Origin of the sequence: Kosakonia sp. 1610 (assembly GCF_050435845.1) — a bacterium.
In the GTDB taxonomy this organism is placed as follows: Bacteria; Pseudomonadota; Gammaproteobacteria; order Enterobacterales; family Enterobacteriaceae; genus Kosakonia; species Kosakonia cowanii.
Map to the genome: position 1 here is coordinate 1,177,476 of NZ_JBNDKZ010000001.1, position 19,410 is coordinate 1,196,885.

The following is a 19,410-nucleotide window of genomic DNA, read 5'->3' on the forward strand; positions in this document are numbered from 1 at the left end:
TTATGGCGTTGCGGTGTAGCGCCAGTAGGGCGGCGAGCCGAAACTCGCCAGCAGAAAGTCGATCACCGTGCGTGTATTCAGCGACGGGTATTTCCCGCCCGGATAGAGCATCCACAGCGACTGCTCACCCGGCGAATAGGAGGCAGTGTACTCCGGCAGCAGGGCAACCAGCTCGCCGCGATTAAGCAACTCGCCTACCTGCCAGTCAGGAAAGAGCAGCATTCCCGCGTCGTTGCGTGCCGCCTGCAACAGCAGCTCCGCATTATCCGAGAGAATTTTCGCCTGCGGCGAGAAGGCGTAATCCTGCTCGCCGCGCTGAAAGCGCCAGCGCTGCAATCCGGTTCTCCCGCGATAGGCCAGCAGGCGGTGGGTCAGCAGATCTTCGGGCGAGGCGGGCGCGCCGTAGCGGAGGACATAGTTGGGCGTCGCCACCAGGTGGCAGGTCTGCTTTGCAATCAGCCGCCCGTGCAGCTCCGAGTTTTTCAGCGAGGCGATACGCACCAGCAGATCGGTGCCGTCGGCAAAGGGGTCGATATAGTCATCGTTAAGATTGAGTTCAATTTGCAGGGCGGCGTAGCGCTCGCTCAGTTCGCTGATGCGTGGCCCGATATGGTTCAGACCAAAGGAGATGGGGGCATTGATGCGGATACGCCCGCCCGGTTCGCCGCGCCGCTCGCCGACCTGCGTCTGCGCATCGCTCAGTTGCTGTAACATCGTGCGGAAGGTCTGGGCATAAATATGCCCGGCATCGGTGGCGATTACCGCGCGAGTGTTGCGATAGAGCAGTTGGGTTTCCAGCGCCTGCTCAAGTTGCTGCACCACGCGCGATAAGGACGAGGCGGCAAGCCCCTCGTTGCGGGCCACTTCCGAGAGATTGCCTTCGCGTACGATGGCAAGAAAGAGGTGCATCGATCGGGCGCTAATCTGGCTGAGGTTTTTCATCTGTGCGTAATCCGCAAAGGTCCATGGCGCATTGTAGTGTTTTTACGCACGAAGTTCATCGTTAAGATACGCCGACACTCAGCACGGAGACTATTTATGAGTACGCCTGTTTTAGCTTTCGATGAAACCGTTCGCCAGCGCACCTCGGTACGCGCCTTTTTGCCCACGCCGTTGACAGATGAGCAGATCCACGCCGTTCTGCAGGATGCGCAATACGCGCCCTCCAACTGCAACACCCAGCCCTGGCATGTGCACGTGGTTTCCGGTGAAACCAAAGATCGCCTTGCGCAGCTAATGATTGAGAATGATATTGCCGGTAAACAGACGCCGGACTTCACCTTCGCCTATGAGGATTTCCACGGCGACTATTTTGACCGCAGCCAGCAGCAGGCGAAGCTCTATTACGAAGCGCTGGACATTGCGCGGGATGATAAAGAGAAGCGCCGTGAATACTACCTGCGCAACTACCGCTTTTTCGATGCGCCGCACGCGGCCTTTCTGTTTATGCCGAGCTTTGGCGATAACGTTCGCGTGGCGTCGGATATGGGCATGTACGGGCAGACCTTTTTGCTCTCCTTAGCCGCCCGCGGCTTCGCCGGTATTCCGCAGACGCTGCTCGGTTTTCATGCCGATCTGGTGCGTGAAGCGCTGGGGGTATCGGATGAGTACCGTCTGTTGTTTGGTATCTCGTTTGGTTACGCCGACACCAGCAATATCGCCGCGACGCTGCGCATGCCGCGCATACCGGTGGAAAGCAGTGTGGTGATGCACAAGTAGCGGTTATTTGCCGGATGGCGCTTGCGCTTATCCGGCCTACAATACCGCTCGGACCGCGTAGGCCGGATAAGGCGGAGCCGTCATCCGGCAAAAAAACATAAAAAGGCCGGAAACATTAACCTGTTTCCGGCCTTTGATCTTAATGGGACTTAAACCCGGCGGCTGACATCAACAGCCGGAACACCATGCTGACGGCAGCCAGCGCCAGTACGCTTCCGCCCCAGATGACGACCAGCCACATCAGCCGTTTCCATAGCGGTTGTTTCATCAATGATACCCCTCGCCATGCTGGATTTTGCCGCGGAACACGTAGTAGCTCCAGAAGGTGTAAACCAGAATGATGGGGATGATCAACAGCGCGCCAACCAGCATAAAGCCCTGGCTCTGCGGCGGTGCCGCCGCCTGCCAGAAGCTGATATCCGGCGGGATAATGTTGGGCCAGATACTGATCCCAAGGCCGCTAAAGCCGAGGAAAATTAACCCGAGCGTCAGCAGGAACGGGCGTCTGTGTACCTCTTCATTGCCGAGGCAGCGCCAGAGCCAGATGCTGAGCGCAATCACCAGCAGCGGCACCGGCGAGAAGAAGAGCAGGTTCGGCATGCTGAACCAGCGATCGGCAATCGCACCGTGAGAGAGCGGCGTCCACAGGCTAATAACGCCCATCACCACCAGTAATGCCAGCAGCAGTTTTTTCGCCGCCGCGCGCATCTTGCCCTGTAGCGGTTCGCCGCTCTTCATCACCAGCCAGCTTGCCCCCAGCAACGCATACGCGATCACCAGGCCAAGGCCGCAGAAGAGGTTAAACGGCGTCAGCCAGTCAAGCGCGCCGCCGCTGAAAGTGCGGCCGGTCACTTTAAAGCCATTGATAAACGCGCCAACCACCACGCCCTGCGAGAAGGTCGCCAGCAGCGAGCCGGACAAGAAGGCTTTATCCCAGAAGGGACGGTGCGCTTCAGTCGCTTTAAAGCGGAACTCAAAGGCGACGCCGCGGAAGATCAGGCCAATCAGCATCAGCGTCAGCGGAATGGTCAGCGCGTCGGTAATTACCGCATAGGCCAGCGGAAAAGCGCCAAACAGCCCCGCGCCGCCCAGCACTAACCAGGTTTCGTTCCCATCCCACACCGGCGCGACGCTGTTGACCATCACATCGCGATCGTGGCCGTCGCGCGTCACCGGGAAGAGGATGCCGATACCCAGGTCAAAACCATCCATCACGATATACATCAGGGTCGCAAAGACGATAATGACAAACCAAATTAACGGAAGATCGATACCCATTATTTATCCTCATCAGCCGGAAGATGTTCACCTGCCGCTGAAAGCGGACGTGCCGGAGTGCCCTGCGTGGCGTTTTCATCGTGCGGCTGCGGCCCTTTGGTGATCAAACGCACCATATAGAGATAGCCGACGCCAAACACCGAGCAGTAGACGATAAAGAAGGCCAGCAGGCTGAGGCTCATCTGCAAGTCACCGTGACCGGAAACCGCATCGGCGGTGCGCAGCAGGCCATAAACCACCCACGGCTGGCGACCCACTTCGGTGGTCACCCACCCGGCAAGAATGGCGATCAGCCCTGCAGGCCCCATCCAGAGGGCAAAGTGCAGGAACGGCCGCGACGCATACAGCCGCTTGCGATAACGCAGCCACAGCGCCATCACGCCAAGACCAATCATCAGCATGCCCAGCGCCACCATAATGCGGAAGGACCAGAAGACGATCGGCGAGTAGGGACGCTCATCTTTGGGGAACTCCTTCAGCGCCGGGACCTGCTTATCGAGGCTGTGCGTCAGGATCAGGCTGCCGAGCGCCGGGATCTCCACCGCGTAGCGGGTGCGCTCCTGCTCCATATCCGGCAGGCCAAACAGCAGCAGCGGCGTCGCTTCACCCGGCGGGTTCTCCCAGTGGCCTTCAATAGCGGCAATCTTCGCTGGCTGATGCTCAAGCGTATTCAGGCCGTGCATATCGCCGACCATCGCCTGAATCGGTGCCACAACCAGCGCCATCCACATTGCCATGGAGAACATTTTGCGGATCGCTGGCGTATTGTTGCCGCGCAGCAGGTGCCAGGCCGCAGAAGCACCGACAAACAGCGCGCTGCTGAGGAAGGCGGCAATCGACATATGGAACAGGCGATAAGGGAAGGAGGGGTTAAAGACCACCTTAAACCAGTCCACCGGGATCACCTGTCCATTCTCAATGGCAAAGCCCTGCGGGGTATGCATCCAGCTGTTGGACGCGAGGATCCAGAAGGTCGACATCAGCGTGCCGAGCGCCACCATACAGGTGGAGAAAAAGTGCAGCCCTGGGCCAACTTTATTCCAGCCAAACAGCATTACGCCAAGGAAGCCTGCTTCAAGGAAGAAGGCGGTTAACACCTCATAGGTGAGCAGCGGGCCGGTAATGCTGCCCGCAAATTGCGAAAATCCGCTCCAGTTGGTGCCGAACTGATAGGCCATCACCAGACCAGAAACTACCCCCATGCCGAAGTTAACGGCAAAGATCTTCGACCAGAAGTGGTAAAGGGTTTTCCAGTCCGGGTTCCGGGTTTTCAGCCACAGACCTTCCAGCACCGCGAGATAACTGGCAAGGCCAATGGTTATCGCCGGAAAGATAATATGGAACGAAACGGTGAAGGCGAACTGTATCCTCGCCAGGTAAAACGCATCTAAACCAAACATGCACATCCTCAGAATCAATGGTGTGGCGTCAATGTTAATGACTACGCCCGCCGACTTGCAGAGACAGTTGACAGCAATTTACATATAACAGTCCTTTACAAGGGTACGGCAGGTTGCAGGATAGTCCAGGCGAAACGGGAAATATTCACCAGAAAGTCATGGTTGTAACTGTCTATAACAGTTCGACGCATTGCGCACTTTTTCTAAACTGATATAGCGAGATCGCCATTAGCGTGCCATCATGACGTACTCTTCGGTCACGTGAACAACCATGAAAAAATATCAGCGCCTGGCGCAGCAAATCGTTGAACAAATTGAACTTGGCGTCTGGCGTCCGGGTGAAAAGCTGCCGTCGCTGCGTGAACAGGTGGCGAGCAGCGGGCTGAGTTTTATGACCGTCGGGCATGCGTATCAGCTGCTCGAGAGCCAGGGGCGGGTGATTGCGCGCCCGCAGTCGGGCTATTTTGTCGCGCCGACGCCAGGCATGACACGCGCGCCTGCGCCGCAGGTAATGCGCGACGAAGCGGTGGATATCAACACCTATATATTTGATGTCTTGCAGGCGAGCTGTGATGCCTCGGTGCTGCCGTTTGGCTCCGCGTTTCCCGATCCGAAACTCTTTCCGATGCCGCAGCTTAACCGCTCGCTGGCGAAGGTAAGCAAAAGCGCAGGGGCGATGAGCGTGATTGAGAACCTGCCGCCGGGCAACAGCCAGTTACGCCATGCTATCGCCCGGCGTTACGCCCGCCAGGGAATGAATATCTCACCGGATGAGATTGTGATTACCGCTGGTGCCCTCGAGGCGCTAAACCTCAGCCTGCAGGCCGTCACCGAGCCGGGTGACTGGGTGATCATTGAAAGCCCCTGTTTTTATGGCGCGCTACAGGCGCTGGAGCGGCTGAAACTGAAAGCGCTCTCGGTACCGACGGATGTGAAAGCCGGCATCGATCTCGACGCGCTTGAGCAGGCGCTGACCGAATACCCGGTGAAAGCCTGCTGGCTGATGACCAACAGCCAGAACCCGCTCGGCTTCACCCTCAGCCCGGAGAAAAAGGCGCGGCTGGTTGAGTTGCTGACCGCGCACAATGTCACGCTGATTGAAGATGATGTCTACAGCGAGCTCTATTATGGCCGCGAACAGCCGCTGCCCGCCAAAGCCTGGGATAAACAGGATATGACCCTGCACTGTTCCTCCTTTTCAAAATGCCTTGTCGCCGGCTTTCGCGTCGGCTGGGTAGCGGCCGGGCGTCACGCGCGGCGCATCCAGCAGCTGCAATTAATGAGCACCTTATCCACCAGTTCGCCGCTACAGCTGGCGCTGGTTGATTATCTCTCTACCCATCACTACGACGCACATCTGCGCCGCTTGCGCCGCCAACTGGCGGAGCGCAAGCATCTCGCCTGGCAGGCGTTACTGCGCCATCTGCCACCGGAGGTGAAAATCTACCGCAACGAGAGCGGCTATTTTTTATGGCTTGAGTTGCCGAACGGCCTGGATGCGGGCGTGCTCAGCCAGCAGGCGCTGGCGCACCACATCAGCATTGCGCCGGGCAAGATGTTTTCCACCTCCGATAACTGGATATCCTTCTTTCGCTTTAACTGTGCCTGGGCGTGGGGCGAGAAAGAGGAGCGGGCGGCGATGCGCCTCGGCGAGCTGATCCGCCAGATGATGCAATAACCTTTTGCCGCTGCGCTGAGCGCTATTCATAGGAAATGTGAATAGCAACACAGTTCAGCACTGGCTGCCCACCCGTTCTCTCTGCGCGCCGTCTATTTTTAATAGCGTGGGGGCCTTGCGGCTAATCCGTAAACAGACTTATTGACCGGGCAGAGGGAACGCGATGCAACATCAACTGTTTATTAATGGCGAACTGGTTAACGGCGAAGGTGAAGAGCAGGCGGTCTATAATCCCGCCACCGGCGAGGTGCTGCTGTCGATCGCCGAAGCGTCACACGCGCAGGTCGACGCAGCCGTCGAGGCAGCAGACCGGGCCTTTGTCGAGTGGGGGCAGACCACGCCAAAAGCGCGCGCCGATGCGCTGCTGCAACTGGCGCAGGTGATTGAGGATAACGCCGAGATGTTCGCGCGCCTCGAGTCGCTCAACTGCGGCAAGCCGCTGCACTGCGTATTAAATGATGAACTTCCGGCGGTGGTGGATGTTTTCCGCTTCTTCGCCGGTGCCGCGCGTTGCCTGAACGGGCTGGCGGCGGGCGAATATCTTGAGGGGCACACCTCAATGATTCGCCGCGATCCATTAGGCGTAGTGGCCTCTATTGCACCGTGGAACTACCCGCTGATGATGGCGGCGTGGAAACTTGCCCCGGCGCTGGCGGCGGGAAACTGCGTGGTAATCAAACCCTCCGAAATTACACCGCTGACCCTGCTGAAGCTGGCGGAGCTAGCGCAAGGCATCTTCCCGGCAGGCGTATTGAATGTGCTGTTTGGCCGCGGACAGAGCGTCGGCGATCGCTTAACCGGCCATCACAAGGTGCGCATGGTCTCGCTGACCGGCTCGATTGCTACCGGTGAGCACATCATTTCTCATACCGCTTCCTCTATTAAGCGCACCCATATGGAGCTCGGCGGCAAAGCGCCGGTGATTGTGTTTGATGATGCCGATCTCGACGCGGTGGTCGAAGGGGTACGCACCTTTGGCTTCTATAATGCCGGGCAGGATTGCACCGCTGCATGCCGCATCTATGCGCAAAAGGGCATCTATGATGCATTGGTTGAGAAGCTCGGCGCCGCCGTCGCCAGCCTGAAGATGGGCGAGCCAAACGATGAGTCTACCGAGCTCGGGCCGCTCAGCTCCCAGGCGCACCTTGATCGCGTAACGCGCGCCGTCGATGAGGCGAAGGCGCTCGGGCATATCAAGGTGGTGACCGGCGGCAATAAACAGCCGGGCGCAGGTTATTACTATCAGCCAACCTTGCTGGCAGGCGCAAAGCAGGAGGACGCGATCGTACAGCGCGAAGTGTTTGGTCCGGTGGTCAGCGTTACAGAGTTTGATGACGAAGCACAGGTGCTCGGCTGGGCCAACGATTCGAACTACGGCCTCGCCTCATCGGTATGGACCAAAGATGTCGGACGCGCGCACCGCATCAGCGCGCGGCTACAGTATGGCTGCACCTGGGTTAACACCCACTTTATGCTGGTCAGTGAAATGCCGCACGGCGGACAAAAACACTCCGGCTATGGCAAAGATATGTCGATTTACGGCCTGGAGGATTACACGGTGGTTCGGCATGTGATGATAAAGCACTGAGAAAGGTTTAAGTGGCTGTAACGCAAGACTATTGTGTTGCAGCCACTTTCTTTTGGAGCACGGGTGGGGCAGTGAAGTCAAAGTTACTGTTGGGATAGGGAGAAGTGTGCCCAGGGACGCAGCGGCTGGGTTAGACAAAAAATCGGGCATGAAAATGCCTGGCCGGTGCGCTTGTTTCAGGCTGCCATAAAACGTTTCAAAGTGTCTCCGTGTCACAAAAGCGTCAATTTACAGGACTAGCGTCATGCGCAGGCAAGGTTATTGTTTGAATAAAAGGATAAAAAATGAAAGCCCGTATGACGCTGTTAACCGCTTCCCTGCTGCTTGCTCATCAGGCGATGGCGAAAGATGTCCCTTTGACTGTTGCACGCGACATTGCAAATACCACTACGCCGGCGTCGGTAAGCCAGGCATTTGATAGCCTGGAAAGCCAGTCTCTGTCCGCGCTGCGTGACGCGCTGAAAGGCGACGGTGCAAAAGTGGAGCGCGAACAACTGGAGAAAGCGGCGCAAAGCGCAAAACAGGCCGATACCGCCTGGCTGAAAGCCAGCGGCTATGATTTCAAAGTGAAAGACAACCAAAAGGCGGGCATTGAACTGCTCTCCGCGTTCAGCAAGCTTCCTGCACCGGTGCTGGATCAGAACCTGAAAACCGTTGAGACGATTAACCTCGATGCCACCCAAGGGCTGCGCCATCAGGCGCTGGCGGATGCTGAAGGTATCAGCTACCTCTATTTTCTCTCTGACGCGCTCGGTCCTCGTCTGGGTAAAGCGTTTATCGCCGCCTATGATAAAGGTGAATTAAGCAAAGCCGCCGCGCTGATCAAAACCAGCGAAGTCAGCACCGGCGCGGCGAAGAAGCACTTTGACTACAAACGTCCGTTTCTGATTCAGGGCAATACCATTCACCAGGTCCCGGATGATGTGGTAGTGAAAGATAACAAACCATACTCGGCCGACGGCGGCTCCTTCCCGAGCGGCCATACCAATACCGGTTACACCGATTCTCTGCTGATGGCGGAGATGATCCCGGAACGCTTTGACTCGCTTGTAGAGCGCGGTGCGCGCTATGGCTATTCACGCATCGTGCTGGGCGTGCATTATCCGCTGGATGTGATGGGTTCAAGAATGGTGGCCCAGCGTAACGTGGCGCATTACCTCAATGACCCGGCTTATCGTAAGTTGTTTAACGAAGCGCGCGATCAACTGCGTACGGCTCTGGAAAAAGAGTGCGGCACCTCCCTGGCAGAGTGCGCGAGGACGGCTGGCAAAGACGATCCGTATCGTGACCCGGCGATGAAAGAGTTTTACCGCTTCACCATGACCTATGATCTTCCGCAGCAAAAAGGCAACCTGCAGCCGGTGAAAGTACCGGAAGGGGCGGAAGTGCTGCTGGAGGCGGCGCTACCGAATCTGTCGGCGTCCGCACGTCGTGACCTGATGGTGAAAACGGCTCTGCCGGGTGGTTATCCGCTCTCTGGCGAAACCGCCGATCAGAACTTCTGGCAACGTCTGAACCTGCCAGAAGCCTATGCGATGGCGCATAAAGCGAAGTAAGTTTTCACAACGATTCGGGCACGGCCGGCACAGTATTGTTGTCTGAAGCCAAAAGCACCCGGTTCGGACAAGCTGGCATCCTTGTATTTCAGCTACCGTCGCGTCATCTGGTTTCAGCGTATCTGAAATAAGACATGCATTTTTTCAGACTACCTCGAGCGTATTGACTTGCGATAAGTGGGGTTTTATCAGGAATGGCTCACCCAAGATCCAATGGATAAGCCAGTGTCCACATGTTGATGCTGGATGTGTCGTCCATGCTATTCCGGTGATGTGAAGGATGGGGCAATAAATTAGCGTAAGACAACTCGAAACCTTTGAAAGTGTCGATTCGTCTTGCGCTAATACATTGCTTTCGACCTGCTTTGAGCTTACTTCATCTCACATCATGAAAAATGTCCCGTACATGATGATCAAATACTGACAGAGAGGTAAGCGGCCGCAATACAGAGTGATTGTGCTGTGGCCGCTTTCTTACGGGTACAGGTGGGGCAGTGAGTCAAAATTATTGTTAAGGATGGCAAAACGATCGCCGTTTTGCTCAGCATACATTAGCAATTAAGATGCTTAATTTTGATTTTGTATTTGAATCATCAGTATTTCAGTAATGCGTCGATTGTTCATATTTATATTACACCCAGTTGTGGCAGCCCCGAGCAGATGGCTGCCTTGAGAACCAGTCGCAGCCGCATTACAGTAACTATTACGGTATGTTAACCATTCACTCTGGCTTTTCCTGAAAGCTTCGATCATGCCTTTCCTTCGATTCTCATCACCCATCCACCACTGGGTATAATCGAAGTTTTCAATTTGTTTAAGTTTTTCAGTGTAAGCGGTGATAAGAGCCTTGTTTGATTTGTCGTTGATGTCTTCCAGACACTCGCTGTTGTTCTCACCATTTTTCTGAATGCAGGCATCAACATCTTTATTCGACGTAATATCTGTAGCAGTCGCAGCCAGTAAGGCATCAGATGCCAGCAGGAGAGAGACTAAAATCAAGATCTTATTCATTGCTGCAGATTCCTCACTCTTATGATTGTTCTTCTCTTGTCATTACCAAGATTGCTGTCGTTTCGCAGATAATCGATGATTTGTTGCCTGCTTCCGCCCTGGGCCATTATTTTAACCATCTGTTTTGCCGTAATATTGCCTTGATATAGCGTGTCAATAAACGCATCTCTGATGACTTTATCTAAGCTATTCCACTGCACAGCATTGACTATTTTTAATTTCTCAACATGCCGGCTGTAAACGCCTTTACCATATTCAATTTTTTCACGGTATGCGATCTCGAAGAGCCGTATTTGCTGCTGGTGTGTAATTTCACCTACGAACGGGCCATATACTTTTACGAATTGCTCTGCCTCTCGATTTTTGAGCCCCGCCGCTTTTGCGCATATCTGAGCTTTATATTCTTCAATTCCTGCCAGCATGAGCGTTGAAAGGATTTCGCCGGCGCTGCGATTGCCCATATCGTAACCTCTACCCAGAGTAACACCTGAACCGCCAACGGGTGGCCAATGAGGAATTCTGGAAAAAAAAGGGTACTTGCGCTGCCGGAAGGGTGCAACGGCAGTAATGTAATCGGTACCTTCAGCGTCAAAAGTTATCTGACCGATGCTTACATGAAGTGATCCACTGACATTTTTGGGGCGCCAGTTAGGTGTTGTAACTTCTTCCAGCGCCTGCATAAACCAGATATCTGTGGGATTAATAAGACCCGTTGGAGATAAATGTAACAACCGCTGAGACCAGCGTATTGCCTCCAGGGTATCAACATCACAGCGCCCATTAGGGTTGATACTTCTGCCGGTAGCTACAACATATCCGGCGTCAATTAGCTTCAGCTGTATTTTTTGCACTTCCTTAGGATCGTTTGCACCGCAATCACCAACTGATGAAATCAGCCTGAATACCCTTGGCGGAGTCTGTTGAATTTGGCTCATTGAAATCTCCTTTTTCATGACATACTTCTGGTATACATCTAACGTTTTTTGTATTGCCTACGCATTGTATCCGGCTTGCATACAGTTAGCTTGTGTTAGGTTTTTGAGATTCCTGGATTTATGACAATCTCCGCACTAAACGGAAACGTTTATGCACATACAACGAGCAAAGTACTTTTTTACAGATGCAGAAATGCACCTGCGCTTTTCACTTATCTCTCAGAGGATGAAGCGTGAAGCAGGCATGCTCCCTCATCTGCGACTATGTGAAACAAAAACAAAGCAGGGACGGTTGTAAATTACTTACAAATAATGTCATTACCCCGTCACAAAAAGCGGTAATAATAGCTGGCTTTTTGAATAATCAGGCAGGGGAATTAAATCATAATGAGTAAAATCGTAGTCGTACTGATTCCCGGGCGGGCTGCCGAGTTTTTGACCGTGGATGACGGCGACACAACTATCTCTTCAACACTCTCATATGGCGCAATGCCGATTGAAAGTTACTGGTGTGAAGGAGAGGAGTTTTATTTTGCCCGTGCGCCGCTCGCGCTAACAATGGAGTGTAGCGTGGCGGCACAGTAATAAAAAAGGGGCTCAGTTGAGCCCCTTTTTTATCGCGCTGCTTAACGGCGCAGAAACACCTCGTTTTCGCGCGGTGCCCAATCTTTCTCTGAAAAATCGTAGGTGGGCAGCGCCTCATCTTTAATGCCCTGCGAGCGCAGTACGGCGCGGACTTCTGTCGGTAAGTTTTCGTCGCGGAACAGTTCGGCCAGCACAAACAGCGTATCGATAAAGGAGAGCTGTTTTACTTCAAACGGCTTCCAGCCGGTACGTTTGAAGATGAGATGGTAGAGCGCCTCCTCACCGGCAAGGGGAACAAAGTTACTGGCATACTTGTCACGATGGCGCGCCAGCAGGACTTCGAGGATAAATATTTGCGCAATGCGCTGCCTCGCGGCATGGCCCCGCACGCTATCCGTGGTCCAATCGTTAAGCGTGATGTCATTATTTTCACGTACCCGAACTTCAATGGCTTGCCACAGATCGTCATATTTCTGCATAAACTTACCTTGTTTCACCTTTTCTTTGCCTGTTAAAAACAATAACAGAGAAGATTCTGGCTCGCCAAATATAGCAGCACTTAATTACTGCCTTTCGATATTAATAATCAGACTTAAGTTAAATCTCATGCAGAAATGCATCTGAATAAGTTGAGTTGTTTTTAATCAATATTGAGCAGGAATAATAAGAATAGTTTTGTGATTCATACCTTCACGGGATAAAAAAATGAAAATAGCGACGTGGTTAGCAGGCGTTATTGTGGCTGCCAGCGTGATGATGGCACCGCAAGGGGTGGCAAAAGGTCCGACGCTGAGTGACGCGCAGGTCAAACAGGCAATTATTGAAGAGTCTATCGCCGAGTATCCGGGCACTTGCGCCTGTCCGTTTAACCGCGCGCGGAACGGCAGTTCGTGCGGGCGGCGCAGTGCCTGGAGCAAAGCAGGGGGTTATGCGCCTATTTGTTACGCTAATGAAGTGACAAAGGAGATGATTAAAGCGTGGCGCGAGCGCCAACAATAATCAGAAAAGAGACGTCCGCTGGCGCTGCATTTATCCTCCCCATCAAGGATTACTCCCGGCGGACGTTTATGAATAGATTCAGCCCGTTAGATCAAAAATGCGGCATATGGCCTGTTTTGAGAAACTATTTAAACTTGATAAAGGTCAATTAAAAGAGCATATTGCGCACGTTTTGTTACTTCTGGGTTAATGCTTGTTATGTCGTTATACCAAAAAATGTTGGTGTTCTATTGTGTCATGGCGTTGATCTGCGCCTTTATCACCTGGTTTCTGTCGCACGATCGTAAACGCATCCGCCTGCTGAGTGCTTTTCTGGTCGGTTCCACCTGGCCGATGAGCTTTCCGGTAGCACTGCTGTTCTCCATTTTCTGATCTCTGCCTGGCTGCTAAAGCAAAGCGTGACCGCCCCGACAGCATGCGGGCAAGAAAGAGAGCAGCATAGGCACTGCACGTTGGCCTATGGACAGGAGAAAGCGGATGGACCTCTACACAAAACTGCTGATTTTTTACGGGGTAATGGCGACGATTTGCGCGCTTGTCACCTGGTTTCTCACCAAAGAGAGGCGCACCATGCGCTTATTGAGCGCGCTATTAGTCGGTGCAACATGGCCGATCAGCTTCCCGGTGGCGCTCCTTATTTCACTCTTTTGAATTCGCTCGCAATCTTGCGCTGAAATGCTGTATAAAATACCAGTATCACGCAAGAGGGGGAGCAGATGGACGAACTCAATTCACACCACGCGCAGTGCCGCGTTCGCTGGCACGCCTTACCGGGCGAAGGCGACCCGGTGGTCTTTATTCACGGCCTGGGCTGCGCATCATCCTTTGAATATCCACGCATTATTACCGACCCGGCACTCGCCGGACGACGCGCCATACTTATCGATCTGCCCGGCAGCGGCTACAGTGAACGACCCGCCAGCTACGCCTATCGCACCACCGATCAGGCAAACGTGGTAGTGGAAGTGCTCGATCATCTTGGCCTGGATGCCTTCTGGCTCTACGGTCACAGCATGGGCGGCAGCATTGCCATTGAGGTCGCCTCGCAAGTTAACGCACGTCTTAATGGTCTTGCGGTTTCCGAGCCTAATTTTTACCCCGGCGGCGGGCAGTTCAGCCGCGAGGTGGCGAGCATGGACGAAGGGGATTTTGTCACCTGCGGCTATGCGGCGATGCTGGCGCGGGAGACCTCGCCGTGGGCGGGCAGTTTGCAGAGCACGGCGCCCTGGGCGATGTGGCGGGAAGCGAAAAGCCTGGTTGAGGGCATCACGCCCGGCTGGATGAGCCTGTTTGTCGACCTGCCGCGCCCGAAGACGCTGATTTTCGGCGCACACTCGCTGCCGGATAAAGACGCCGATGAAGTCCGCCAGCAGGGGATCGATCTGCGGATTATCGCCGACGCCGGGCATTCCATGTCATGGGAGCAGCCATCGGCACTGGCGCAGGCGCTCGGGTCGTTTATCGCCCAGCACGAATAAAAAACCCGGCGGAGTTCGCCGGGTTGTGGGTTAAGGCAGCAGCGCTTTTAGCGCCGCGCGCGCCTCGGGGGTGACATCGAGCGGGTGGCGGTAGCCGATATTCTCAATCGCCCGGTTGTAGAGCGCGACCAGCCAGTCGTAGACGTAGCGGGTTGCGGCGTGTACCGGCTGATCGCCGAGACGCGTTAACCGCTCGCCGCCCACTTCAATCGGCGCGGTAGCAAAAATGGTGCTGCCTTTCTGCACGCGGCTGGCCGGGCGGCTCTCCGGCGGGAGATCGGCATAGCCGAGCCAGGCAACAAAGTTGCCGATGGCGGCATGCAGCTGCGCCGCGCAGGCGGTGTCGCGCTGCATGATTTGTTGCAGGGTTTCCGGCAGGCGCAGGCGGTAGCTGCTGATAATCACAATCTCCGCCATCTGGCGCAGCGTCGCCGGGCTGACGCCCAGGCGCACGGCATTGTCATCGTTGCGGCTCCACTGGCGCACGTGGTTGACCCACAGCGCGTGCGCCTGCTGACCGACATCTTTCGCCATTGCCTGCGGCTCGGCACTCTCAGCCGATTCAGCAAACAGATCGATCGACTCGTTAAACAGGCCGCTCACTTTCTCTTCACGCGGCTGCTGTACCTTCCAGAGCGTATCGAACTGCTGCATATCCGGCATCAATCCTTCCAGCAGTTCACCGTGGCGTGAAGCCTGAACCTGCAGTTCGCGCACCACGGACTCCGCCCGTTTACGCTGCTCATCCGCATCCTGTTCCGGGCTGACGACCCATGCCTGCAACAGATCGCGCAGGGCGCGCTGCTGGCGGTCGCTCAGCGCTTTCAGCCGCTGCTGGCGCAGGGCGGGCGCGGTGGCTTGCGCCAGCCACTCGAGCAGGCGCTGCAAACTGCTGGCATCCAGCGCCTGCAATGTGCCCCAGTGCTGGCCCGGTTTGCCAATCAGCTGCTGGACGGTCTCATCCAGATTTTGCGCCAGCGTAAAGCGCGCATCCTGCGGCGTAATCGCCCAGACCAGACCCGGCAGCGCCGACTCCTGGCCCGACTGCGTCTCTTTCACCCAGTTCAGCAGCGCGCGTGCGATTGTCGCGGTCTCCGCGCGATCGAGCGTGGCGTTGCAGATCATCAACACATCCGGTTGCAGGCGCTGGCGGTAGTTCTCCAACAGCCAGCGGCATTTACTGCGCCACAGCGGCTGGCCTTCACGCGGGCCGGGGGCGGGAATATCCAGAATATCGACGCCAGGTAACAGGCTGTTTTCCACCGGCAACACCAGTTCGCGGGTGATCAACGCCAGCGTGGCCAGCGGAATGCTGACGGCGTTTTGCAACTGCTCATTGGCCCACGGATGCACCACTACTTCATCCTGGATCGCCTCTTCCTGCTCAACCGCCGGGGTTAGAAAACCGTCGGTCGGCAGCGCAAAGGTATCTACCAGAATGCTCAGCGGTGCGGCGATCTCGGTGGCGTTACCGGTCTGGTGCAGGGTATGCGCAAGGGCAAACCACTGCTGGGTCAACTCTTGCTGTTCGCCCCACAGTAGCGACCAGGCGCTGGCGCGCGCGCTCAGATCAAGGGAGGGCAGCAGGGTGGCGAACTGATACCAGAGCGCATCATCCATCTGCTGCTGCGCGGCGGGTACCACCGAGCGCCAGAAGCGGGCGATAGCGCCGATCTCTTCGGCGGTGATCCCTGGCACAGCGTTAGGCTGGCGCAGCGCGCGCCATTTCGCGACCCGATCTTCAATTACCGCTTTATCAACCGCACGCAGGTCCGGCTGCTGATGCGCATGAGCGATAAACAGCTGGACCAGCTCCGCTTCGCTGAGAATGCGCAGGCAGAGCGGGAAACCCTCATCCATAAACGGCAGGCGCTGGCTAAAACGCAGCGCCATGCTGGTGAGGGCGTGACCGGGGTTAATGTGACTGAAGTAATCCAGCGTCTTTTCGCCGGGGCGCACATGCATGCGGCCATTACCGCTGCCGCACAGGGCGGCGAGCAGATGCGCTTTTGCCGCCTGCGAGCGACCATACAGCCCGACGGTGCAGGGAGCGTCAGCCACCTCCGCCAGCGCCTGTTCATCAGCCGCGGCGGCGGTAACGCGCGCCAGCAGGGCATCGGCGTCATCATCGAGCAGCGGTGAGTGCTGACGGTTGTTAGTGATCCATGCAGTTAAGGCTTGGGTGGTTTTTACGCTCGCACTCATTTCAGGTACACACTCCCGCTGTCGATCCAGTAATGGCTTCCGCTGTGTCGGCGGTCGGCCAGCGTATTCAATTTAAACGTTAACGCATCGGCAGGAACCGGGGTGCCATCCTGCAACCAGGCTTCACTCAGGGTAAACGCCTCCGGGCCGTGGTGTTTATTGCCGCCGCTAAACTGTAGCCGCACATTCAACACCCCGTCACCGGCGATGGTTTTCGCCAGCTCCTGCGAGTTAATACTCAGCGTATAGAGCGGCGTGGCGGGCCAGCGGGCGTTCGCCAGCTGACGGAAACCGAGCGTCACATTGCCGCGCAGCGGGAAGTGCAGCCGCGCATCCAGCTTCGCGCCGGGTTTATCCAGATCAATATCGTGATACCAGATGTTCTCATCGCGCAGGGTATTAACCACGTTATCGAGCACGCCGAGGTAGCGCACCGTCGAGTAGGCACCAATATCCGCCGCTTTAAAGTTAAAGCGCGGCAGGCGCAGATCGAGCGCCAGGCTGCACAGCATCGCGCCAACGGCGGCGGTCGATTTCGGGTTACCGATTTTGCCCTGCTGGCTGAAGGGGTACCACTCATGCACGCGGTACTTATCCAGCCACACCATGCGGTTAACCGGCACCGGTTGCAGATGGCGAATCAGCGCCTGCACGCCCGGCAAGCAGCCCGGACGACCGGTGATCAGCAGCACGTCGCAGCTGTAGTGGCTGATCGCTTCGCACACCGCGTGCAGCGGAGCGGTGAGGGTAAACTGCCCGGCCAGCATCGCCTCTTGCAAATCGCGGAAGGTGATTTGCAGCGGTACTGACAGCACATCAAACTCCGCCGAACCGGCAGGCAGGGCATGATCAATCGCCTGCTTCAGGTAGTTCATCACGTTGCGCGTCGGCGTCTGCTTCAGCAATTCGCCAAAGGTCGCATAAAGGCCAGCCAGCGGATCGTTAATATCGCTCTCTTCCCAGGCCGCCAGAATCGCATGGCCAACCGGCATAAAGAGTTGCAGGGTGGTTTGCTGGCGCAGCACCGCCTGGGTGTCGATACGCCCGGAGTCGCCAAACAGCGTCGCCATGATCGCCGCCGCGTCGGTAATGCCCGCTTTCTGCATATGTGTTTGCAGCGCAGGCAGCACGCAGCGCTGGATCACATCTAACAGAATGTCATCGCCCGCCACTTTAAACCCTTCACGGAAGAGCAGTTGCGGGGTGATTTTGACATTGCTGCCGGTGCCGTCGTCCAGCTGATAGTGGGTGATCGCCATATCGGTGGTGCCGCCGCCGATATCGACGGAGGCCACGCGCAGCGAGCGTCCCGGCACCGTGCCCGGCGCTTCGGTGCGATCCGGGCGGGCGAGAGAGGCAAAAAAGGTTTCGGTCTGCCCGGCAAAGCGGGAGATCGCTTCGTTATAGAGCCATACCAGTTGGCCACAGCTGGCTTCGTCCCACTCCATCTGGATATAGGGCACCGGCACCACGCTCTTTTCCTGCTGCTTACGCTGGGCAAAATCCTCATCCTGCGGATGCCAGCCCATCGCTTTCCACACCAGGGCAATGGCTTCAAACATGCGGCGGCGGAAGATCTCGCGCTCCTGCTTCGGCATCGCCGACGGCAGGGTGAGAATAATGGTGCGCAGCTGGCGCGGCGAGGCCGGGAAGCCAAGGCGTAGCCGGGTTGCGACGCTGTTGATCTGCCCGAGCGCCTGCGAAAGCAGTTCGCACAGCATATGGGTCATCAGCGTGCTGCGGCTGTACTGCGGCGAGAAGACCGGCAGACGCTCATCCAACGGCAGGCTGTAGAGCGGCTGGCCTTCGTCATTCATCAGGTTCATCAGCGGGAAGGCGGTCGCCAGCGGTTCACGCTGCGTTTTGCTGTTCATCTGGCTGAAGCGCCAGTCCTGCAACACCGGGGTTTCATCCCACAGATAGCGACGCGGGCTGGAGATGCCGCTGTTGCCTTCGGTACCGATACGCTGCATCGCCAGCTTGCGTGCTTCATCGCCGACGCGGACGATCGACGGCCAGATAAAGGCATCTTCACGCCCGCTTTCGACCGAAAAGTGCTGCTTGCCGAAGCGCGCTTCGGAAAACTCAAGCCGGCTGGTAAACAGCGGCTCGTTAAGAAATTGTGGCTCGCTGAGCGAGCGGACTTGCAGTTCAGCGGTCTGGCGCAGGCCATCATTGGCGTCGCCATGATCCTCAATAATCACGCCGCAGGTGTGCGTATTGCCCACATCAAGGATGAGATCGACCGGAATAGCCGGGGTGCTGAGCGTATGGGTGACGATTTTCACTTCCGGCACCTGAATCTGCATGCCGAGCAGCGACATCACGTTCAGCCAGTGCGCCTGGTACTCAAAACCGCGCAGGGCCTGGTGGATTTCGCGCTCGCTGCGGCTTTCATGCTGGGTAATAAAGTGCAAAAACGCTTCGCGCAGCCAGCCATCAACCCACGTCTGATCGAGAAAATCGGCCACTTCATCATCGCGCCAGGCGAGCGAAAAGCGGGTGCCGTTGAGAATGTCATTCTCCTGCGGCGCAAGGGCGGCGGGCGAGTTGCCGTTGATCTGGCTGTCGAGAGCCAGCGCCACGCGGTGCGTGTTTCCGGCGCTGTCCGGCTCGGGAAGTTTGCGGATCTGCACGCGCGCCCAGTTATCCGGGCCTTCAACGAAGGTGCGCGGCGGGTTGAAGCGCAGAAACGGGATCGGCAACCAGACGCCGTCGAGGATCGACAGGGAGTATTGCAGCGGGTGAGTGCTCTCGGGTTTGACCACTTCCGGCTGACCGCCGTCGCGGTTGGGCAGGGTATAACGCTCATTCACCACGTCGAAATCGAGGCGCAGCAGCGGCCCGTTCGCGGTTTTACGCACAAAACGGCCGCTGTTCGCCGAGTCCTGCGGCGTCAGGCCGAAATCGAGAAACTGCACGCCGCTATTGGCGATCAGCGTGACGCTCTGTTTGTAGTCGCAAAGATTAACCAACAT

Annotated in this window: 18 protein-coding genes; 9 read left to right on the forward strand and 9 right to left on the reverse strand. The window is 56.4% G+C overall.

Annotated elements, in window-relative coordinates; translation table 11 throughout:
- Complete coding sequence (locus tag ABIC80_RS05680; RefSeq protein ID WP_429175927.1) at positions 1 to 942, reverse strand: LysR family transcriptional regulator; 942 nt, start codon at positions 940 to 942, stop codon at positions 1 to 3.
- A 96-nt stretch (positions 943 to 1,038) separates the two neighbouring features.
- On the opposite strand from ABIC80_RS05680, the gene ABIC80_RS05685 reads away from it, so the two are divergent.
- Positions 1,039 to 1,719: a nitroreductase gene (locus ABIC80_RS05685; protein ID WP_312423769.1), complete on the forward strand. Its 681-nt coding sequence runs from the start codon at positions 1,039 to 1,041 to the stop codon at positions 1,717 to 1,719.
- A 139-nt stretch (positions 1,720 to 1,858) separates the two neighbouring features.
- On the opposite strand, the gene ABIC80_RS05690 is transcribed toward ABIC80_RS05685, so the two are convergent.
- The 3 genes from ABIC80_RS05690 to ABIC80_RS05700 are packed head-to-tail and all read right to left on the reverse strand — an operon-like array spanning position 1,859 to position 4,397.
- Entirely contained in the window at positions 1,859 to 1,987 is a 129-nt protein-coding gene (locus ABIC80_RS05690; RefSeq protein ID WP_023478887.1) for a DUF2474 domain-containing protein, read from the reverse strand.
- The gene (gene cydB / locus ABIC80_RS05695; RefSeq protein ID WP_042718231.1) at positions 1,987 to 2,997 is read right to left on the reverse strand and encodes a cytochrome d ubiquinol oxidase subunit II; all 1,011 of its coding nucleotides are present in this window, start codon (positions 2,995 to 2,997) and stop codon (positions 1,987 to 1,989) included. Before cydB ends, ABIC80_RS05690 begins: the two co-directional genes overlap by 1 nt.
- Positions 2,997 to 4,397 carry a cytochrome ubiquinol oxidase subunit I gene (locus ABIC80_RS05700; RefSeq protein ID WP_200133559.1) on the reverse strand — a complete coding sequence of 467 codons (1,401 nt, stop codon included), beginning with the start codon at positions 4,395 to 4,397 and terminating at the stop codon, positions 2,997 to 2,999. Before ABIC80_RS05700 ends, cydB begins: the two co-directional genes overlap by 1 nt.
- 271 nt (positions 4,398 to 4,668) lie before the next feature.
- Here ABIC80_RS05700 and ABIC80_RS05705 point away from each other — a divergent pair, with 271 nt between their 5' ends.
- From ABIC80_RS05705 to ABIC80_RS05715, 3 genes are all read left to right on the forward strand, one after another.
- The gene (locus ABIC80_RS05705) at positions 4,669 to 6,075 is read left to right on the forward strand and encodes a PLP-dependent aminotransferase family protein (protein WP_042718131.1); all 1,407 of its coding nucleotides are present in this window, start codon (positions 4,669 to 4,671) and stop codon (positions 6,073 to 6,075) included.
- Positions 6,076 to 6,238: 163 nt separating this feature from the next.
- Complete coding sequence (patD, locus tag ABIC80_RS05710; protein WP_396462259.1) at positions 6,239 to 7,663, forward strand: aminobutyraldehyde dehydrogenase; 1,425 nt, start codon at positions 6,239 to 6,241, stop codon at positions 7,661 to 7,663.
- A 284-nt stretch (positions 7,664 to 7,947) separates the two neighbouring features.
- Entirely contained in the window at positions 7,948 to 9,219 is a 1,272-nt protein-coding gene (locus ABIC80_RS05715; protein WP_429175938.1) for an acid phosphatase, read from the forward strand.
- A gap of 567 nt (positions 9,220 to 9,786) precedes the next feature.
- Here ABIC80_RS05715 and ABIC80_RS05720 read toward each other — a convergent pair.
- The gene (locus ABIC80_RS05720; RefSeq protein ID WP_305205752.1) at positions 9,787 to 10,230 is read right to left on the reverse strand and encodes a lysozyme inhibitor LprI family protein; all 444 of its coding nucleotides are present in this window, start codon (positions 10,228 to 10,230) and stop codon (positions 9,787 to 9,789) included.
- Positions 10,227 to 11,165, reverse strand: coding sequence for a peptidoglycan-binding protein (locus ABIC80_RS05725; protein ID WP_429175940.1), 939 nt, complete (start codon positions 11,163 to 11,165; stop codon positions 10,227 to 10,229). The genes ABIC80_RS05720 and ABIC80_RS05725 overlap by 4 nt, the downstream gene beginning before the upstream one ends.
- A gap of 387 nt (positions 11,166 to 11,552) precedes the next feature.
- Here ABIC80_RS05725 and ABIC80_RS05730 point away from each other — a divergent pair, with 387 nt between their 5' ends.
- Entirely contained in the window at positions 11,553 to 11,750 is a 198-nt protein-coding gene (locus ABIC80_RS05730; RefSeq protein WP_054803609.1) for a hypothetical protein, read from the forward strand.
- 41 nt (positions 11,751 to 11,791) lie between these two features.
- Here the strand turns inward: ABIC80_RS05730 and ABIC80_RS05735 are convergent, their stop codons facing one another.
- Positions 11,792 to 12,247: an ECs1072 family phage-associated protein gene (locus ABIC80_RS05735; protein WP_232044980.1), complete on the reverse strand. Its 456-nt coding sequence runs from the start codon at positions 12,245 to 12,247 to the stop codon at positions 11,792 to 11,794.
- A 256-nt stretch (positions 12,248 to 12,503) separates the two neighbouring features.
- Here ABIC80_RS05735 and ABIC80_RS05740 point away from each other — a divergent pair, with 256 nt between their 5' ends.
- The 4 genes from ABIC80_RS05740 (at position 12,504) to ABIC80_RS05755 (ending at position 14,227) form a co-directional block, all read left to right on the forward strand.
- Complete coding sequence (locus tag ABIC80_RS05740) at positions 12,504 to 12,749, forward strand: hypothetical protein (RefSeq protein WP_263754731.1); 246 nt, start codon at positions 12,504 to 12,506, stop codon at positions 12,747 to 12,749.
- Positions 12,750 to 12,947: 198 nt separating this feature from the next.
- A complete protein-coding gene (locus ABIC80_RS05745) occupies positions 12,948 to 13,121 on the forward strand; it encodes a GhoT/OrtT family toxin (protein ID WP_071789450.1) in 174 nt (57 codons plus the stop codon).
- Between the two features lie 105 nt (positions 13,122 to 13,226).
- Positions 13,227 to 13,400, forward strand: coding sequence for a GhoT/OrtT family toxin (locus ABIC80_RS05750; protein WP_076769866.1), 174 nt, complete (start codon positions 13,227 to 13,229; stop codon positions 13,398 to 13,400).
- Positions 13,401 to 13,465: 65 nt separating this feature from the next.
- Positions 13,466 to 14,227, forward strand: a complete 762-nt coding sequence (locus tag ABIC80_RS05755) for an alpha/beta fold hydrolase (protein WP_429175943.1) — start codon at positions 13,466 to 13,468, stop codon at positions 14,225 to 14,227.
- Between the two features lie 30 nt (positions 14,228 to 14,257).
- On the opposite strand, the gene ABIC80_RS05760 is transcribed toward ABIC80_RS05755, so the two are convergent.
- Complete coding sequence (locus ABIC80_RS05760; protein ID WP_429175945.1) at positions 14,258 to 16,432, reverse strand: virulence factor SrfC family protein; 2,175 nt, start codon at positions 16,430 to 16,432, stop codon at positions 14,258 to 14,260.
- A complete protein-coding gene (locus tag ABIC80_RS05765; protein ID WP_429175948.1) occupies positions 16,429 to 19,410 on the reverse strand; it encodes a virulence factor SrfB in 2,982 nt (993 codons plus the stop codon). The genes ABIC80_RS05760 and ABIC80_RS05765 overlap by 4 nt, the downstream gene beginning before the upstream one ends.

Excerpts from the sequence above, each read along its gene's own strand:
- ABIC80_RS05680 (WP_429175927.1), bottom strand. The coding sequence starts at position 942 with ATGAAAAACCTCAGCCAGATTAGCGCCCGATCGATGCACCTCTTTCTT.
- ABIC80_RS05685 (WP_312423769.1), top strand. The coding sequence starts at position 1,039 with ATGAGTACGCCTGTTTTAGCTTTCGATGAAACCGTTCGCCAGCGCACC.
- ABIC80_RS05690 (WP_023478887.1), bottom strand. The coding sequence starts at position 1,987 with ATGAAACAACCGCTATGGAAACGGCTGATGTGGCTGGTCGTCATCTGG.
- cydB (WP_042718231.1), bottom strand. The coding sequence starts at position 2,997 with ATGGGTATCGATCTTCCGTTAATTTGGTTTGTCATTATCGTCTTTGCG.
- ABIC80_RS05700 (WP_200133559.1), bottom strand. The coding sequence starts at position 4,397 with ATGTTTGGTTTAGATGCGTTTTACCTGGCGAGGATACAGTTCGCCTTC.
- ABIC80_RS05705 (WP_042718131.1), top strand. The coding sequence starts at position 4,669 with ATGAAAAAATATCAGCGCCTGGCGCAGCAAATCGTTGAACAAATTGAA.
- patD (WP_396462259.1), top strand. The coding sequence starts at position 6,239 with ATGCAACATCAACTGTTTATTAATGGCGAACTGGTTAACGGCGAAGGT.
- ABIC80_RS05715 (WP_429175938.1), top strand. The coding sequence starts at position 7,948 with ATGAAAGCCCGTATGACGCTGTTAACCGCTTCCCTGCTGCTTGCTCAT.
- ABIC80_RS05720 (WP_305205752.1), bottom strand. The coding sequence starts at position 10,230 with ATGAATAAGATCTTGATTTTAGTCTCTCTCCTGCTGGCATCTGATGCC.
- ABIC80_RS05725 (WP_429175940.1), bottom strand. The coding sequence starts at position 11,165 with ATGAGCCAAATTCAACAGACTCCGCCAAGGGTATTCAGGCTGATTTCA.
- ABIC80_RS05730 (WP_054803609.1), top strand. The coding sequence starts at position 11,553 with ATGAGTAAAATCGTAGTCGTACTGATTCCCGGGCGGGCTGCCGAGTTT.
- ABIC80_RS05740 (WP_263754731.1), top strand. The coding sequence starts at position 12,504 with ATGATGGCACCGCAAGGGGTGGCAAAAGGTCCGACGCTGAGTGACGCG.
- ABIC80_RS05745 (WP_071789450.1), top strand. The coding sequence starts at position 12,948 with ATGTCGTTATACCAAAAAATGTTGGTGTTCTATTGTGTCATGGCGTTG.
- ABIC80_RS05750 (WP_076769866.1), top strand. The coding sequence starts at position 13,227 with ATGGACCTCTACACAAAACTGCTGATTTTTTACGGGGTAATGGCGACG.
- ABIC80_RS05755 (WP_429175943.1), top strand. The coding sequence starts at position 13,466 with ATGGACGAACTCAATTCACACCACGCGCAGTGCCGCGTTCGCTGGCAC.
- ABIC80_RS05760 (WP_429175945.1), bottom strand. The coding sequence starts at position 16,432 with ATGAGTGCGAGCGTAAAAACCACCCAAGCCTTAACTGCATGGATCACT.
- ABIC80_RS05765 (WP_429175948.1), bottom strand. The coding sequence starts at position 19,410 with ATGTTGGTTAATCTTTGCGACTACAAACAGAGCGTCACGCTGATCGCC.